Source organism: Sinomonas sp., assembly GCF_036848755.1.
Classification (GTDB): domain Bacteria; phylum Actinomycetota; class Actinomycetes; order Actinomycetales; family Micrococcaceae; genus Sinomonas.
In genome coordinates, this window is the sequence record NZ_DAIUJO010000016.1 from 29,506 (window position 1) to 45,514 (window position 16,009).

A 16,009-nucleotide genomic window follows, 5' to 3' on the forward strand; every position below is an offset into this window, starting at 1 on the left:
ATCTCCCGCTCTGAGGGCGACGAGCGGGAACGGCCCGGCAGGATAGGCCTTCCGGACCCGGAGCTCTCGCGCCGTCATGCCGAGCTCCACGTCACCGACACGGTCGTCCGCCTGGTCGACTGCGGGAGCTCCAACGGAACCTGGCTCGGGAATCTGCGGGTGCGTGAGACCACCCTCGAGGCCGGGCAAGAATTCCGCGTCGGCGCGAGCGTGTGCAGCCTCGAGTTCGAGGGCGAGTCGACGCTTGACCCGCGAGGAGGGTCCCAGCACGGGGAGTCCCTCAGGGTCGTGCGGCGCATCCCACCCCAGCGGACGACGACGATGCTCGCTTTGGGCTTAGCGCCACTGGCCATGGGTCTGGCGTTGGCGCTGTTCTTCGGCCAATGGATGTTCCTGGCCTTCTCGACCATGTCCCTGATCTCTTTGGCCCTCCCCCTCGCCGAGGGGGAGAAAGAGCGACGCGTCTTCAAGCGTGGGCTGGCCGACGCCGTCGAGCAGGATCTGGTCCGCAGAGTCGCCGCAGCGCCTGATGCCGCGCAGCTGTGCCTGGCCTCCGAGGCAGTGTCTGACGTCCCAGAGGGGGCACCGGAAGACGGCCCGGTCTTCGTCCGCTTGGGCACAGCGCGGCTCCCGGCAGACCTCGCCGTCGAGCCTCCGCTGCCGTCGCCGCCGCATCACGCCCGGGCTCCACTGGTCGTGGGCGTCGAGGGAACGGTCCGCCTCGAGGGCCGCGTCACCGAGGTCGAAGGGCTCGTGCGTTTCCTGCTGCTGCAGCTGGCCGTCCTTCCGGCAGCGCAGCGAGTGCGAGTCCACCTTGTGGGTGGCTCGGACCGACTACGGCTCGCAGCCCGTTTCCTGCCCGGGGTCCGCATCCTCAGAGACGGCGACGCGGGCACCGAAGCCGCGCGAAGCCTGGTTCTGGGGGACGGCCGAGACGTGGCCATCCTGCTTCCAGGCGCTCCTGAAGCGAGCACCCATGTCTTCGCGCAGGAATCGCGAAGACACGGTGCCTGGGTCGTGGACGGCACGGGAGTGCTCAGCAGCCACGACACCCTCGTTCACGTCGGCGAATCATCCGGGCTCCTGACCTCCAGACGTCTTCGGTCCGAATTCATCCCCGACCTGCTTGGTTCTGTTCCCTTTGAACGGGCCGCGCGTGCACGAGCAGCGCGTGCACGAGCAGCGCGTGCACGAGCAGCGCGCGGAACCTCACTCCGGCGCTCCTCTTCTGGCGGTACGCCCACAACGGGCGGTCCGCTGCCCGACGCGTGCGGCCTGGACCTGCTCGTCGGCCTCACTCGCGCGGAACTGATCGAAACGTGGAGCGCCCGGTCGCCGAGGAAGGGCTGCTGGCTTCCACTTGGAGTCGCCGAGTCCGGACCGCTCGGGATCGATCTGGTCTCCGGCAGTCCCCACGTTCTCGTGGCCGGGACGACGGGAGCGGGCAAGTCCGAACTTCTGCGCACCATGATCGCGGGAGGGGCTGCCCGGCATTCGCCGGACCAGCTGACATTTCTCCTCATCGACTTCAAGGGAGGCGCCGGGCTCGCACCGCTCGAGGGTCTCCCCCATTGCGTCGGCCTCGTGACCGACCTCAGCGGAGGGCTGAGCCGCGTTCTCGTCTCGCTGCGTTCCGAGGTGGTGAGGCGCGAACGGCTGCTTGCTGAGGGCGGCTGCGACGACATCGACGTCTACGCAGCCCGGAACGAGACCGAACCTCTGCCCCGGTTGGCCCTGGTCGTCGACGAGTTCAGAGTCCTCGTGGACGAGGAGCCTGAATCCCTGCGTGAGCTTCTCCGCATCGCGAGCGTCGGTCGGTCTCTCGGGATTCACCTGATCATGGCAACCCAGCGGCCACATGGTGCGATTTCCGCCGACATCCGCGCCAACGTCGGGTGCGCGATCGCCCTGCGCGTCAGCGGCGCTGCCGAATCCCGGGACATCATCGGTTCCGACCTCGCCGCCCGGGTGTCAACGGCGCTTCCGGGGCGCGGCTATGTGGCACTCGGCGGAAGCGACCCGCTTGAATTCCAGACCGCGTCCCTTCGGCTCGCTCGCAACCCAAGGCTGAACGCCGAACTCGAATCGGCGGCGGAGTGGCTCCGCGGAACTGCTCGACCGGCCGCTCAGCCAGAGGATTCAGATCCGTCGACGGGCCTCTTTGTGCAAGCGGCGCAATCGGCATGGGGCTCGCTTGGTGGGACTCCGGCGCGGCGCCCAGTCGCTGCCCCGCTTCCGGACGACGCCGGGCCCGCGCCGATCGGGGGGCGCCGAGTTCTGCTCGGGGTGGCCGATCTTCCGCAGGAGCAGCGGCTCGCTGCGCTGCGCTGGGTGCCAGAGGCACAAGGACATCTGGCACTCATCGCTGGCAGGTCCACCGTAGCGGGCCCGGTTCTCGCGAGCATCGCGAGCCAGCTCGGCGACGGCCTGCGCCCACGGCACCTGTACATTCTCGACGCTGACGTATGCCTGTCCCATCTGGAGCACCATGTCCGAACCGGAGCCTACGCTCGGCTGGACGATCTGGGGCACGCAGCGCGCGTCATTGCAGGGCTCTCCGAAGCTGCGGCGAGGAGTTGCTCCCCGAAAGGAGCTCCGGAGTCGACCCAGCCCAGCCTCTTCCTCATCATCTCTGGGTGGAGCCGTTGGGTGTCGGCCTTCCGGCACGGGCCCTATTCGAAGACGGAAGGTCAACTCAACGATCTCGTTCGGAATGACCGGTCGTCCGGGCTGGTGCTCCTTGTCGCGGGCGAGGGAGATCTGGTCGGGTCCCGCATCTTCGGCGAGTTCCGCTGCCGGCTCTTTCTCCCGCACGGGACTCCCGACGACGCGCGCCTGGGGTGGCCACGACTTCCCCACGGCCCTGCTGGCCCATCCCGGGGAATCGGGCCATCGCGCGGAGCCGGGCCATCGCGCGGAATCGCCACTGGCCTCCTCGAATACGAGGAGCCCGTTCTGGTTCAGTGCTTCAGCGCGCCAGCACGAAGCCCCCGTTCATTCCCCGCCCCTGACCCCAACCTGAGACCAGCGCTTCGGGTTCTCCCCCTTCCAACTGCCGTAACAGCGGCCCAAGTGGCAGAAGCAACGCTGCGAAGCGCTGCCCTCGGAGAGTGCAGGCAAGGAGAGCAAGGACGCCTCGTGGCCATCGGGCTCCACGGGGACCGTCACGATCCGCTCTCCGTCCCTCTTGGGCCGCGCGGGCTCCTGCTGGTCCTGGGGAGCCCCGGATCTGGGAAGTCCTGCTTCCTCGAGGCGCTTCCTGCCATGAATCCCACCCTGGGCCCCTGGTTCGCGGGAAGCGGCGAGGGGGCATTGCATGACGCTCTCGCCGCCGCGAGAGCCGGGGAAGCACCGATACTCCTCATCGACGACGCTGACGGTCTGGGCGCGAAGGGAGGAGAAACGATCCGTCTGGCTCTCGACGAAGGCGTCTCCGTGATCGCCACTGCCGGGTACGGGGGTCCGATGTTCGGCAGGCTGCCCTTCGCTGTGGCCCGTCCCAGCACCACCGGTATCGCGCTAGGACCTCGTTCCCCGGGCGACGGAGATGCCTTCGGCGTTCGGTTCAACCCCTTGGAACAGTTCGTCCCCGGGCGCGCCATCGCAGTGGTCGGAGGACGCCAGACCGAAGTTCAGCTCGGCTGGCTGGCTCCCGCAGCAAGCGGCCGGCGCGTGCTCAGTCCGGGGGGTTCTCGTGGACAGGCCGCTGCGTGATGGCGAAGACGGGGCGCGAGAACAGAAGGTAGAGCGCCGCCGCGGCCGGGACGAGGATCAAGAGCCCGTAGAAGACGTAGCCTCCCGACATCGTCGGCAGCCCGATGGTCGCGGCAAACAGCTGCACCACCAGCACCACTGAACGCGTCCACCGGTAGCCGCGCCACAAGAGAATGCCGGCAACACCGACGCCCGCACCCAGAACGACGAGGAGCACCATGGTGAAGATCGCTCCCCCGGGAGAAACATGCGCCTGGCCCGCTGCGAGTTCGACCGCGTACATCCCGGCGATGATCAGGAGGGCTAGCGCTTCGAGGAGCACAAGCCCGACGAGGATCGTGAGCTGGATCGGCTTGGAGGGGCGCTGGTCCGAGGCACTGGAAGACTGCACAGGCAGAGACTACCGGGGACGGCGGAAAACCGCCGAGAAGAGGGCGCCGCGCAACGGTTCCGATGTGACGCATCCCTCCCTCTACAGGCCCAAATCCTCCTTCGCCCCCCTTGTTTACACACAGTTAACGTGACAACCTTATGGGAGTTGACCGCGGGGCCCAGATAGGCCCCTTTGCTTTGAGACGCCTCGTGAAAAAGTTCACAAAGGTAGCGTCCCCCGGAACGGAGTACTTCAAGAACCATGGATTGGCGTGATCGTGCTGCATGCCTCGACAAGGATCCCGAGCTGTTCTTCCCTGTCGGGAATACCGGACCGGCACTCCTCCAGATCGAGGAGGCCAAGAGCGTCTGCCGTCGGTGCCCGGTGATCGATACCTGCCTTCAGTGGGCGCTCGAGTCCGGCCAGGACGCGGGCGTCTGGGGCGGAATGAGTGAGGACGAGCGTCGCGCCCTCAAGCGCCGCGCCGCGCGCGCACGCCGCGCCTCCTGAGAACCGCGCCTCCTGAGAACCAGGCCTCCTGCCCATCAGCCAGAACCTCTGCTCCCTGACCCGCCGCCAGAACTTCTGGCCTAGGGATTTCGCCGCCCGTCGCGCCTAGCGCGGCGGGCGGTTCACCTTTGACCGCCGGATCAGCTGCGAGCAGGGCCGGGATGAAGCATGATCGTCACTTCGGTCCCACCCCCTGGGCGCGGTCCCCATTGAATCGATCCGCCGAGCTCACTCGTCACCAGCGTTCGCACTATCTGGAGACCCAGCCCCTCGTGGCGGTTGTGCTGCTCAGGCATCCCCACGCCGTCGTCTGCCACCGTCACTTCGAGCGTCTCCTCGCCTGATTCATCGATCCCGCGCCGCGCGCTGAGCCACACGGTTCCCGAGCGGTCCTCCAGACCGTGCTCCACTGCGTTCGTCACGAGCTCGTTGATGACCAGCGCCAGCGGGGTGGCCAGATCACTTGGCAACCCTCCGAATTCGCCCTCACGCTCGGTCGCAACGTGCTGGTTGCCCGTGGCGACCTCCGCCGAGAGACGGAACTGGCGGTCGATGAGCTCGTCGAAGTCCACATTCTGTGCGAGCCCCTGGGAGAGCGTTTCATGGACCAAGGCAATCGTGGCCACGCGGCGCATCGCCTGTTCGAGTCCCTGACGCCCTTCTTCGCTCTTCATCCGCCGTGACTGCATCCGCAGGAGAGCGGCGACGGTCTGCAGGTTGTTCTTGACGCGATGGTGGATCTCACGGATGGTCGCGTCCTTGGTGACGAGCTCCATCTCACGCCGGCGCAGCTCCGAAACGTCACGGCACAGAACGAGCGCACCGAAGCGCTCACGCTCGTCGCGGAGGGGAATGGCGCGCAGCGAAAGGCTGACTCCCCGCGATTCGATCTCGCTCCTCCACGGCATGCGGCCAGTCACGACGAGCGGAAGCGTCTCGTCGACGAGCCGTCGGTCCTTGAGCAGGTCCGTGGTCAGTTCCGCAAGCGAACGCCCCTCAAGCGAATCAAAGCCGCCGAGGCGTCGGAACGCCGAAACCCCGTTGGGGCTCGCATATTGAACGATCCCCTCCGCATCGAGACGGATGAGCCCGTCCCCCACTCGCGGCGCCCCCCGGCGAGAGCCGGTCGGGGATGCGAAGTCAGGCCAGAGCCCCAGCGTGCCCATCCGGAGCAGGTCGTACGCGCACTGACGGTAGGTCAGTTCGAGACGCGATGGCATGCGCGAGCTGGAAAGGTCCATGTGCGAGGTGACGACGGCGAGCGTCCGGCCATTGCGGACGAACGGAACGGCCTCAACGCGCAATGCCATCTCCGAATTGAAGCTCGTCTCGTGACTCCGCTCGATGGACTGCGTCGTCCACGCTCGATCGACGAGAGGCCTCAGGTCGCCCCGAATCCGCTCACCGACGATGTCCTCGTGGAACACCGTGTGGGTCGTCGACGGACGCACGTGAGCCAAGGCGGTATACCCCTCGCTCGGGTCGGGGAACCACAGGGCCAGATCTGCGAACGCCAAGTCCGCTACGAGCTGCCAGTCGCCCACCAGCAGATGGAGCCACTCGGCGTCGCCAGGCCCGAAATCAGCTTGCTCCCGGATCGTGTCCGTGAAGAGCGCCACGCTACCGCCTTGTCACTAGAGAGAGGCCAGCCGCGCGGGTGCGATCACCCGCGCGGCCTCCGACGCTGCGCCTAGTGGCGCACGATCGACCGGAGCAGCCTCAATGCTACCGAGAGGGAAGCCATGTCGTCGCTCTCGAGTGCGTTGACCTCTTGGAACATCGTGGCTGCGCGGCTGAGCGATTCGGCGTTCTGAGCCTCCCACGCCGCCAATCGCTCCTCCGGCGAAGAACCTGCCGGGGCGAGCTCCATGATCGATCGCGTCATGTCCGCAACCGTGCTGTAGAGGTCGTCCCGGAGAGCAGCACGCGCGAGGGCCTGCCAACGATCCTTGCGCGGGAGTGACGTGATCCGTTCGAGCAACGCATCGATGTTGAACCGATCGAAGACCGTGTAGTAGACGCCGGCAATTTCCTCGACCGTCTCGGAGGAGCCCTGCGAGAGCCGGGCGATGTCGAGGAGCGCATAGCTCTCGAAGAGCTCGGCCCAACGTTGCGCGAATCCCTGAGGAAGGCCCCAGGACAGTCCCCGCTCGAGCCACTCGCGCACCCGGTCAGCGTCTTGGCCCCGCAGGAAATCAAGCAGCCGAGAACGGAGGGCATTCATCGTCGGACCGTAGAGCTCGACGACCTCGCCGATGGTGTGGTTGCCGGTCCCCTGATGGATGAGCCAGCGAACGGCGCGATCCAGCAGGCGACGGATGTCGTGATGGATCGTCGTCCAGTGTTCGGTCGGGAACGATGCCGGGAGCCCGTTCACGGACTCGACCAGCTCGTCTAGCTGGTAGACCTCGCGGAGGGCCACGAAAGCCTTTGCGACGGTGGCGTCCGTCGCGCTGGTCTCCTCGATCGCGCGGAAGGCAAAGGTGATGCCGCCCATATTGATCATGTCGTTCGCGACGATCGTGGCGATGATCTCGCGACGCAGCGGGTGGAGGTCGAGATCGTCCCCGAAGCGCTCGCGCAGCTCGGAGGGGAAATAGTTCCGGAGCGTCGCCCTGAACCAGGGATCGTCGGCGAGATCGCTCTCCCGCAGCGACTCGGTGAGCTCGATCTTCGCGTAGGCGGCCAAGACGCTCAGCTCAGGGGAGGTGAGCCCCTGGCCTTGCTCAAGTCGACGGTGGAGCTCGGCAGTCGTTGGGAGTGCCTCGAGTTCGCGGTTGAGGTCGGCGTGCACCTCAAGCCAGTCCATCAGCCGCTCCAAGGCGGGGCTCAGCGGTGCGACCAGCGAGCGGTCGTTGACGAGCAGGATGTTCTGGTCGATGTTGTCGCGGAGGACGAGCTGAGCGACTTCATCCGTCATCGACGCCAGGAACTCCGCCCGTTCGTCCTCGGAGAGCTTTCGGGCGGCGACCATGCGGTCGACGAAGATCTTGATGTTCACCTCATGGTCAGAGCAGTCGACACCCGCCGAGTTGTCGATTGCATCCGTATTGAGGATGACGCCCTGCAGCGCGGCCTCGATGCGGCCACGCTGGGTGAACCCGAGATTCCCGCCTTCACCGACGACCTTGACCCGAAGATCCCTCCCGTCGACGCGAATCGCGTCGTTGGCCTTGTCACCGACCTGCGCGTTGGTCTCGGTGCTCGCCTTGACGTATGTACCGATTCCGCCGTTGTAGAGGAGATCGACCGGGGCAAGGAGAATGGCACGCAGAATCTCGTTGACGCTCAGCTGCTTCGTCCCCTCAGGGAGGCCCAGCGCGATCCGCACCTCCTCCGACACGGGGATCCACTTGGCAGTACGGGGATAAACCCCGCCGCCAGAGCTGATGAGCTCCTTGTTGTAGTCATCCCAGGATGAGCGGGGGAGCTTGAACAGCCGCTCCCGTTCGGCGAACGAGGCCGCCGGATCGGGGGTCGGATCGAGGAACAGATGCCGGTGATCGAAGGCCGCGACCAATCGGATGTGCTCCGAAAGGAGCATTCCGTTGCCGAACACGTCACCCGACATGTCGCCCACGCCGACGACGGTGAAGTCCTCGCTCTGGGTGTCGACGTCGAGCTCGCTGAAGTGCCTCTTGACCGACTCCCACGCCCCGCGAGCCGTGATTCCCATCGCCTTGTGGTCGTAGCCGACAGAACCGCCTGACGCGAAAGCATCGCCGAGCCAGAAGCCGTACTCGGCAGAGATCCCGTTCGCGATGTCGGAGAAGCTTGCAGTGCCCTTGTCCGCCGCGACCACGAGGTACGGATCGTCGTCGTCATGACGGACGACGCCCAACGGAGCGACGACGCTCTCGCCTTCCTCCGGCGTCGACACCCGGTTGTCGGTGAGATCGAGCAGCCCCCGGATGAACGTCTTGTAGCTTTCGATGCCCTCGGCAAGCCACGCTGCACGGTCAAGCGAAGGGTTCGGCAATCGCTTGGCGAAGAATCCTCCCTTGGCACCTGTCGGAACGATGACCGCGTTCTTGACCACCTGAGCCTTGACGAGACCGAGGATCTCGGTGCGGAAGTCCTCGCGACGATCCGACCACCGAAGACCACCGCGCGCAACCTTGCCAAAGCGGAGGTGGACGCCCTCGACGCGCGGCGAGTAGACCCAGATCTCGAACATCGGCTTCGGCGAGGGAAGGCCCTCGATCTCCGCAGGGCGCAGCTTGATGCTCAGGTAGGACTTGCCGAGATAGTAGTTGGTTCTCAGCGAGGCCTCGATGAGGTTGATGAACGTCCGAAGAAGGCGGTCTGCGTCGAGCGTCGGTACCTCGTCGAGCGCCTCCCCCAGCTCGGACCGGAGCCGCTCGGTTGAAGCCGTCCGCGTCTCGGCGCTGAGGCTCGGGTCGAACCTGGCCTCGAAGAGCGCGATGAGGCGGCGCGTTACCGCCGGGTTCGCAAGGAGCGTGTCCGAGATGAATCCGAGCGAGTTCGTGTTCCCCATCTGGCGCATGTACTTCGCATAGCTCCGCAGGATCACGACCTGCCTCGAGCGCATTCCTTCGCGCAGCACCAGTCGATCCAACGAGTCTGACTCGGCCTCCCCCGAAAGCGCCAGGCTGAAGGAGTTCCCGAGAAGCTCCCCAGTCGCGAGAGGATCGATGCCCGCTGGGTACTTGAGCCCCAAGTCGTACAGGAAGAAGTCTCGCGCGTCGGCCGTCTCGATCTCGAAGGGCTTTTCGTCCAAGACCTCGAGTCCGAGGTTGTGGAAGAACGGCAGGATCTGGCTGAGGCTCTTCGGCTCGAGGAGGTAGAGCTTCACTCGGGCGTCTTCCTCGAGCTCGGCACCCACCCCAGCGGGGACGTAGACCCGGACCGACGGCCGCTCGGCGACCTCGTCGCCTTCCTCCTTCTCCGCCGCTGCACGCTCCTCCGCATACGCTTCGAACCGCTCAATGTCTTCGAGCGCGTCCTCGATGCTGTAGTCGACGCGGTACGACGCAGGGAACGCATCCTGCCACACGGCGGCGAGATGCTCGGCCTCGTCGAGCGGCCGGTTCTCGTGCAGCGCCTGGGCGATGCCCTCGGCCCACGAGCGCGTGGCCGTCACGAGCCGCTGCTCGAGTGCGACGGGATCGATGGCCGCGACGTCGGCATTCTTCGGCAGGCGGATGCGGAAGTACAGGCGAGCCAAAGCGGAGTCGCTCAGGTGGGCGTCGTAGTCGATCTGATCCGAATGGAACTCTCGCTCGAGCTCAACCTCGATCCTTCGACGCACCGCCGTGTTGTAGCGGTCCTTCGGGAGATAGACGACCGCATTCATGAACCGGCCGTAGAAGTCGGGCCGGAGGAAGAGCCGTGTACGCCGCCGTTCCTGCAGGAGCTGGATCCGGGTCACCGTCTCGAACAGCAGATCCGCATTCATCTGGAACAGCTCGTCGCGCGGGTACGTCTCGAGGATCGCGAGGAGATCCTTGCCGGAGTGCGAATCCGCCGGGAACCCGGAGCGGCGCATCACGGCCTCGATCTTGTCCTTGACGATGGGGACGCTGCGCGCGGACTGTGTATAGGCCGACGAGGCGAAGAGGCCGATGAAGCGGCGCTCACCGTCGACCCTGCCTTGAGCATCGAAGCGTTTGATGCCGATGTAGTCGAGATAGGCCGAACGGTGAACCGTACTGCGTGAATTCGCCTTCGTGATCACGAGCGCTCGGCGCTCGCGCGCGTGCGCCTGGCCCTCGGCCGTGAGGTGCTGGAGCGCGTGTGCCCCGTCGCCCCGCAGTAGGCCCAAGCCGCTCCCGTCGACGAGCTCCAGAACGTCCTCGCCGTTCTCCTTCTTGAGGTCGTATTCGCGATACCCAAGGAACGTGAAGTTGCCTGCCTCAAGCCAGTGCAGCAGTTCTTGGGTCGGCTTGAGGTCTGGGATGTCCTCGCGTCCCACGACGTTGTCGAGGTCGCGAGCGATGTCGAGGGCCTTCGAGCGCATGGCTTGCCAATCATCGACCGCGGCGCGCACGTCCCCGAGGACCCGGAGCAGACCGTTGGTGAGCTCAGCTTTGCGAGCGGCCGGGAGCCGATCGATCTCAATGGCGATCCACGACTCCATATGCGTCGCCAGATCTCCGTCGGCCACGAGGTGGCTGAGCTTCGGGAGCGCGGCCGTGTCGCCGCTCGTGAGCCCCCACTGCGCCGGGACCCGCTGGACCTCGACGAGTGACCCTCCGTTGCGCTGGCGGGTCACAACAAACATGGGATGCACGACAAGGTGGATGGCGCAGCGTCCACGCACGAGTTCGGCGCTCACCGAGTCGACGAGAAACGGCATGTCGTCGGTCACGATGTAGACGACACTCCGACCGCCCTCGTCGACCACTTCGACCTTGGCGGCACCTGGGCTCCGCTGCTCTGCGAACGACCGATGATGGCGAGCGCGCTGGGCCAGGGTGGCTGCCGGATAAGACTGCCTGTCCTCTTCGGCAAGATGCTCGTAGTAGTCCGCGAGGAAACGGGCCTCCTGCTCGGCGGTGGGGAACGGTGTCTGCTGTGCAGTTCCGGTCGACACGGTAAAAATCGCCTCCAGAGGAACGGATTCCGCGCTGCCGCATTGCAGCGCTGTCTTGAGCCTAGCGCGGACCCCAGATGCCTGCCCTAGCATTTGACACAACAGATCGTCGTTTTCGCTGTTCGGGCGAACAGACGAGATCCGCTATAGCGGCTCGTACAGTGCTCTGAGGAGCGGCTTCCAGCAGAGTTTGTCCCGCGAAGAGAGCCGCGTCGACCGTCTCGGCGTCGAAGGGAATGAGCCCGGCGATAGGCCGAGCGGGGCCGAAGCGTTCCCACGCATCTCGCAGAGACCTGTCGGGAAAGCGCCCCAGGGCGCCCCTCCTCACCTTGTTGAACACGATCTCGGGAGCGGCAGCGGGGACCGCGTTCGCCAGTTCGTCCATAGACCTCACAAGGCGCGGCAAGCCGACGGCGTCAGCCGCGCCCACCGCCACGATCCTGTCCGCCATCTCGAGGACACGGAGCGTGGCTGCATTGCGCCGGGGTGCCATCGTGTCGAAGGAGAGCTCCTCATCGGCTTCGAGACAGAACCCGGCGTCTACCACGACGTCGTCCGCCCCACCGCGGGACGCTTCGAGGACCGCTGAGAGCGATGCGGCCCTCAGCTCATTCCACCGATCGGCCCGCGTGATGCCTGTCAGCACACGAAGCTCTCCGCCCTGGGTGACGGCCGGGACAGCGAGGCGCTGGAGTGCCGTCGGGTCGAGGTGTCCTTGGTCGGCGAGCCGACACGCTTGAGCAAGACCGGCCGACTCATCAAGCAGCCCGAGATGCGCAGCGATACTGGGCCCGTACGTGTCTGCATCGACAAGAACGACCCTTCGGCCGCGCGCTACCAGCTCGGCCGCGGCATTCACTGCGAGCGTCGTGCGCCCCGGGGAGCCGATGGGTCCCCAGAACGCAATGATTCGAGCGTTTGAGTCGACTCGAGGTTCGGCCATCTCCCCCACTGCCGACTCCATGACGGCCTCCCCGCGGAGGCCGGCACCGACCAGATTGGGGGAAGGGAGAGACCCGCCGACGGAGAACGACGAAGCAGGCGGGCAGTCAGCGATCGCCGACCTCGCCGCATGGTCGGCCGCACGCGCGACCAGCTCCTCGAACTGCTCGCCGAGAACGTCGACGGGAGCGGCGAAAGCTCCCAGCCCCTCGAGACGACGCCTCTCGCCGTCGTCGTCCGACAAGCACACGACCCCCACGCCCACCGCGAGAAGTCGATCGACGAGGGTCATGGTGACGTCTGCCGTGCCTCCGGCGACCACCGCAACCCGAGCCGCCCCGCTCTGACAGGCAGCGATGAGCTCTGCGAGCTCCTCGCATTCCCGCACGACCGCAATGCCGCGACCAGTGCGGCCAAGCTGCTCACGCACCTCGGCGAAGTCCGAGCCCATGACGACGACGGGAAGTCTCATCGGGTGCGTCCTGACGGATTCCAGACGACCGAGATTCTGGCCTTGTTGGCCTGCGCGGCCAGCAACTGAGGCAGCTTGTCCGGGTCCACGAGCACGTAGACGACAGTTTCCCGAGGACCTCCAAGACCTGGAGCTGCCGACTGGACCTGGGCGATTTCCGAGGCCGGAATGAGCAGCTTGGGTTCGGCAAAGCCATTCCGCCCGTCCGGCAGGGCAACCCAGACGTCGGCACGGGTTCCCGCGACTGCCTCCGCCGGGAGGGGTTCCTGCAGACCGATCGCAACCGGGCTGCGACCGAGGACATCTGCACTTCCGAGGCTGGACGCCGGGATGAGGTCGCCCTTCGAGACGCGTTGCACTGCTACGCGTCCGCTCGGGAGGTCCCCTTCGGCGACGTAGCGATCAAGCGCTGCACCGAGCCTCACTTCCACGGGCACGAGCTGATCCAATCCCACAGGCTGCCCGACAGGAATATCGTCCTTGGCCGCGTAGACCACGTTGCCCGCTTCCGCCGACCGCACGAGACCGACGACCCCGGCGACTGAGGCAAGGACCAGGAGGAGACCCAGAAGAAGCCTCGGGTCCTTCCATGATGGCTTCCGCAGTCGAAGCCCCGCCTGCGTCCCGGCTGTGCTCATGCGGCGCTCCCCCAAACGTCACGTCCTCGCGCGCCACTGACGGCGTCCAGAGACCATGGTGAGGCCAGAGCTCCCTACCACCAACAGAGAGGGTCAAATCACGCCAAACCTGCTGCATATCCGTCAAATAGGTCTCGGGGCTGGCAGGATGGAGGCATGCCTCGGTTCCTCACCCTCGCGGACGTCTGCGAGCAGCTGCAGATCAGCGCCGCCCAGGCCTACGCCCTCGTCCGGAGCGGCGAGCTCAAGGCGATTCAGGTCGGCGGCCGCGGCCAGTGGCGAGTCGAAGACGTCAAGCTCGAGGAGTACATCCAGGAGAGCTACGCCAAGACCGAGCGGATGGTGGCCGAACAGCGCCGCTCTCGGCCTGCAGACTCCTGAACTGTTGGCCGTCAGCCGGCCTGGGCGCGACCCCTACAGCTGAGAAATGACCGCGACAAGCGAGGCTGTCGGGACAAGCGTGCTTCTTCGCACGGCGCGAAGTGACGCGTCCGCTCGGCGGCTGATGAGCTCAAGGTAATCCCGTCCGACAACGTCGATCATCCCGAGGGCGGCGCCCGGCTCGCCAGGTGCCACGTCGTAGTGGCAGAGGACGGGCGAGCGGTCACGGGCGAGGGCCCGGAGGGCGGTACCAATGCTGAGGGAACGCCGCACGGATGAGGATTCAGGCATCGCTTCCCGGCCCGCCCCACTGATCGCAACGACGGCCCGCATCGGCATGAGGATGCTGCGCGGAGCTGCGTCGATCACGCACCATTCCTCGGCCAACTCGACGATTCGGCCGTGGAAGCGAAGTCCGCCGCGGAGCACGAATTCGAGGGAGGCCGACTGCCCACGCAGCCGATCAACGAGAGAAACGGACCCCTGTTCAGCGCGGGCCAGTTCGTTCACTCCGGACTCGAAAGCCGCTCTCTCAGCGGCGGCTACTTGTGCTTCCAGATCATCGAAAAGGCTCCCCCAACGCATGGGCCCACCCTAGGCAGGCCGCGTGTGTGGAGCAATCGACGCCGAACGACGGTAGACACTACTTGTCAAAAGTGCTCAGACTGTCCTCAGCTGATCAAAACGGATCAAACGACACCAAGAAGCATTCTCGGACATCTGAAATAGGGGGACCAGATGAAGCCAGCAGCACGGCAAGCACCGAGCGACGCCATTGCAGCAGGACTCGTTCTCGCAGCGGGATCCGTCCTGGCTGCCGCTGGACGCGTGATTGCTTCAAGCCGGAGCCCTTCGGATGCTGAGTCACTCCTCGGAATCTGCGCAAGCGCTGTGGGCTTGATCATCGTCGCCTGGTGGCTCTTGGCGATGACGTTCGCCGTCCTCGCCGCTCTGCTGCAAGCTGGGGGACGGCAACGCGCGGCCCGGTGGGCGGCCGCGCCCGCTCCGCCCTTCATGCGACGACTCACCCTGGCGGTTCTTGGAGCGACTCTCGCAGTAGGTCCCGCGGCGTATGCAGAGGAGCAGCCTCCGGACCCCACGTGGCAGGCCGCAGCTCCCCTCGCGGCCGCCTCCGTTCCCCGCGAAGCTGCCAGCAGTCCCGGAGCGCCCAGTGCGTCCGCAGTGCGTGAACAGGACCCGCAGCCAGAAGCCTGGACGCCCAGGCCCGTCCCGACCTCGTCCGGCCCCCTCACTCGTCCCGAACTACGGGCGACGGCGACCCCGTCGTCGGCGGTCGAGGTGCGCCCCGGAGACTCCCTCTGGAGCATCGTTGCCCGTCATCTGGGACCACGGGCCGACGCCGTCGATGTCGCCGAGATGTGGCCATTGTGGTTTGAGGCGAACCGCAGCGTGATGGGAGACGACCCCAACTTCCTCCGTCCGGGGCAGCTGCTCCTCCCACCGAAGCCATGAGTAGAGGAATGCTGCGAGAGTCGACGATGCACTCACCGACGGAGGAATCACGATGAGCGCGGACTCACCCCTGGGCTCCCCTGCGACCGCCGCATCCCCGCCGTCGGGCGGGGGACTCGACGGAACGTCGGCGCTTGCAGCCCCGCCAGCTCCGCCGCCTCCCCGCTCGCTCCATGCCGTGGGCTCGAACGCCGAGAAGCACGCGGTCGAACAGCTGGCGGCGCGCATCACTGGCGCAGCCGTGGAAGTGCTCGCGGGACAGCGGCCCGTCCAGCAGCTCGCGCCGTGGATGTCGCGTGACCTGCTCTCACGGCTCCAGCTGCGGGCAAACCTTGGACGCTCCGATCTGGCGCCACCCCGTTCACGCGCGACGCAGGCCCACCGCGCGTCAACAGTCACCTCGGCCCGAGCGAGCCTCGTAGCCCCGGGCGTCTACGAAGCATCCGCAGTCGTCTCGGACCGCCTGCGCAGCCGCGCGGTCGCTCTACGGCTCGAACACCTCAGTGGGAGCGGGTGGCGAGTCACCGCGCTCGAGATCGGCTGAATCAGCGGCGACGGTTCTTCGCGCGCCGCGGCGCCTGCTGGCCTGATCCGGGCCCCGTCGCTCCTGGCCGGTTTCCACGTGAACCATTCTGGGCAGCCTTCGCGGACCGTGCTTGCTCGACGTGCGTCTCTGTCGAACCGTCCTCCGCGGGGGCGCTGTACTGGAGCTGAGCGGGGCGTTCGGGCGCTTCGATGCCAGAGGCCGTCGCAGGAGCGCCCTCGGGGGCGGCCTCGGCGGCCTGCACCTCGAGGTTGTAGAGGAAGCTGACGGACTCCTCGCGGATTCCCTCCATCATGGTCTGGAACATGGCGAAGCCCTCGCGCTGGTATTCGACGAGCGGATCCCGCTGGGCCATGGCGCGCAGGCCGATGCCCTCCTTGAGGTAGTCCATCTCGTAGAGGTGCTC

General features: G+C 66.4%; 10 protein-coding genes and 1 pseudogene. 4 read left to right on the forward strand and 7 right to left on the reverse strand.

The genetic code is table 11. From position 1 onward, the window contains the following. On the forward strand, positions 1-3,714 hold a 3,714-nt coding region (locus V7053_RS04135), incomplete at its 5' end, for an FtsK/SpoIIIE domain-containing protein (RefSeq protein WP_334171007.1). On the opposite strand, the gene V7053_RS04140 is transcribed toward V7053_RS04135, so the two are convergent. After that, a complete protein-coding gene (locus V7053_RS04140) occupies positions 3,677-4,105 on the reverse strand; it encodes a hypothetical protein (protein ID WP_334171008.1) in 429 nt (142 codons plus the stop codon). The genes V7053_RS04135 and V7053_RS04140 overlap by 38 nt on opposite strands. A 243-nt stretch (positions 4,106-4,348) precedes the next feature. Between V7053_RS04140 and V7053_RS04145 the strand changes: the two genes are divergently transcribed. Continuing rightward, complete coding sequence (locus V7053_RS04145) at positions 4,349-4,597, forward strand: WhiB family transcriptional regulator (protein WP_043127419.1); 249 nt, start codon at positions 4,349-4,351, stop codon at positions 4,595-4,597. 140 nt (positions 4,598-4,737) lie between these two features. Here V7053_RS04145 and V7053_RS04150 read toward each other — a convergent pair whose 3' ends face one another. The 4 genes from V7053_RS04150 to V7053_RS04165 all read right to left on the reverse strand — a co-directional run bounded on the left by V7053_RS04150 (position 4,738) and on the right by V7053_RS04165 (position 13,205). Then, the gene (locus V7053_RS04150; RefSeq protein WP_334171009.1) at positions 4,738-6,216 is read right to left on the reverse strand and encodes a sensor histidine kinase; all 1,479 of its coding nucleotides are present in this window, start codon (positions 6,214-6,216) and stop codon (positions 4,738-4,740) included. Positions 6,217-6,287: 71 nt separating this feature from the next. Continuing rightward, positions 6,288-11,153, reverse strand: coding sequence for an NAD-glutamate dehydrogenase (locus V7053_RS04155; RefSeq protein ID WP_334171010.1), 4,866 nt, complete (start codon positions 11,151-11,153; stop codon positions 6,288-6,290). Positions 11,154-11,214: 61 nt separating this feature from the next. Then, positions 11,215-12,567 (reverse strand): AAA family ATPase, encoded by a 1,353-nt coding sequence (locus tag V7053_RS04160; protein WP_334171011.1) that lies wholly within the window; start codon positions 12,565-12,567, stop codon positions 11,215-11,217. Beyond that, entirely contained in the window at positions 12,564-13,205 is a 642-nt protein-coding gene (locus tag V7053_RS04165; protein ID WP_334171012.1) for an SAF domain-containing protein, read from the reverse strand. The genes V7053_RS04160 and V7053_RS04165 overlap by 4 nt, the downstream gene beginning before the upstream one ends. Positions 13,206-13,361: 156 nt before the next feature. On the opposite strand from V7053_RS04165, the gene V7053_RS04170 reads away from it, so the two are divergent. Beyond that, complete coding sequence (locus V7053_RS04170; protein WP_334171013.1) at positions 13,362-13,586, forward strand: helix-turn-helix domain-containing protein; 225 nt, start codon at positions 13,362-13,364, stop codon at positions 13,584-13,586. A 33-nt stretch (positions 13,587-13,619) separates the two neighbouring features. On the opposite strand, the gene V7053_RS04175 is transcribed toward V7053_RS04170, so the two are convergent. After that, positions 13,620-14,096, reverse strand: a complete 477-nt coding sequence (locus V7053_RS04175; protein ID WP_334171014.1) for a hypothetical protein — start codon at positions 14,094-14,096, stop codon at positions 13,620-13,622. 1,015 nt (positions 14,097-15,111) lie between these two features. On the opposite strand from V7053_RS04175, the gene V7053_RS04180 reads away from it, so the two are divergent. Beyond that, a complete protein-coding gene (locus V7053_RS04180) occupies positions 15,112-15,603 on the forward strand; it encodes an Rv3235 family protein (RefSeq protein ID WP_334171015.1) in 492 nt (163 codons plus the stop codon). A 1-nt stretch (position 15,604) separates the two neighbouring features. Here the strand turns inward: V7053_RS04180 and V7053_RS04185 are convergent. Further along, a pseudogene (locus V7053_RS04185) lies at positions 15,605-16,009 on the reverse strand (preprotein translocase subunit SecA); the annotation flags it as partial.

Coding starts and splice junctions, on each gene's coding strand:
- V7053_RS04165 (WP_334171012.1), bottom strand. CDS start 13,205: ATGAGCACAGCCGGGACGCAGGCGGGGCTTCGACTGCGGAAGCCATCA.
- V7053_RS04170 (WP_334171013.1), top strand. CDS start 13,362: ATGCCTCGGTTCCTCACCCTCGCGGACGTCTGCGAGCAGCTGCAGATC.
- V7053_RS04160 (WP_334171011.1), bottom strand. CDS start 12,567: ATGAGACTTCCCGTCGTCGTCATGGGCTCGGACTTCGCCGAGGTGCGT.
- V7053_RS04180 (WP_334171015.1), top strand. CDS start 15,112: ATGAGCGCGGACTCACCCCTGGGCTCCCCTGCGACCGCCGCATCCCCG.
- V7053_RS04145 (WP_043127419.1), top strand. CDS start 4,349: ATGGATTGGCGTGATCGTGCTGCATGCCTCGACAAGGATCCCGAGCTG.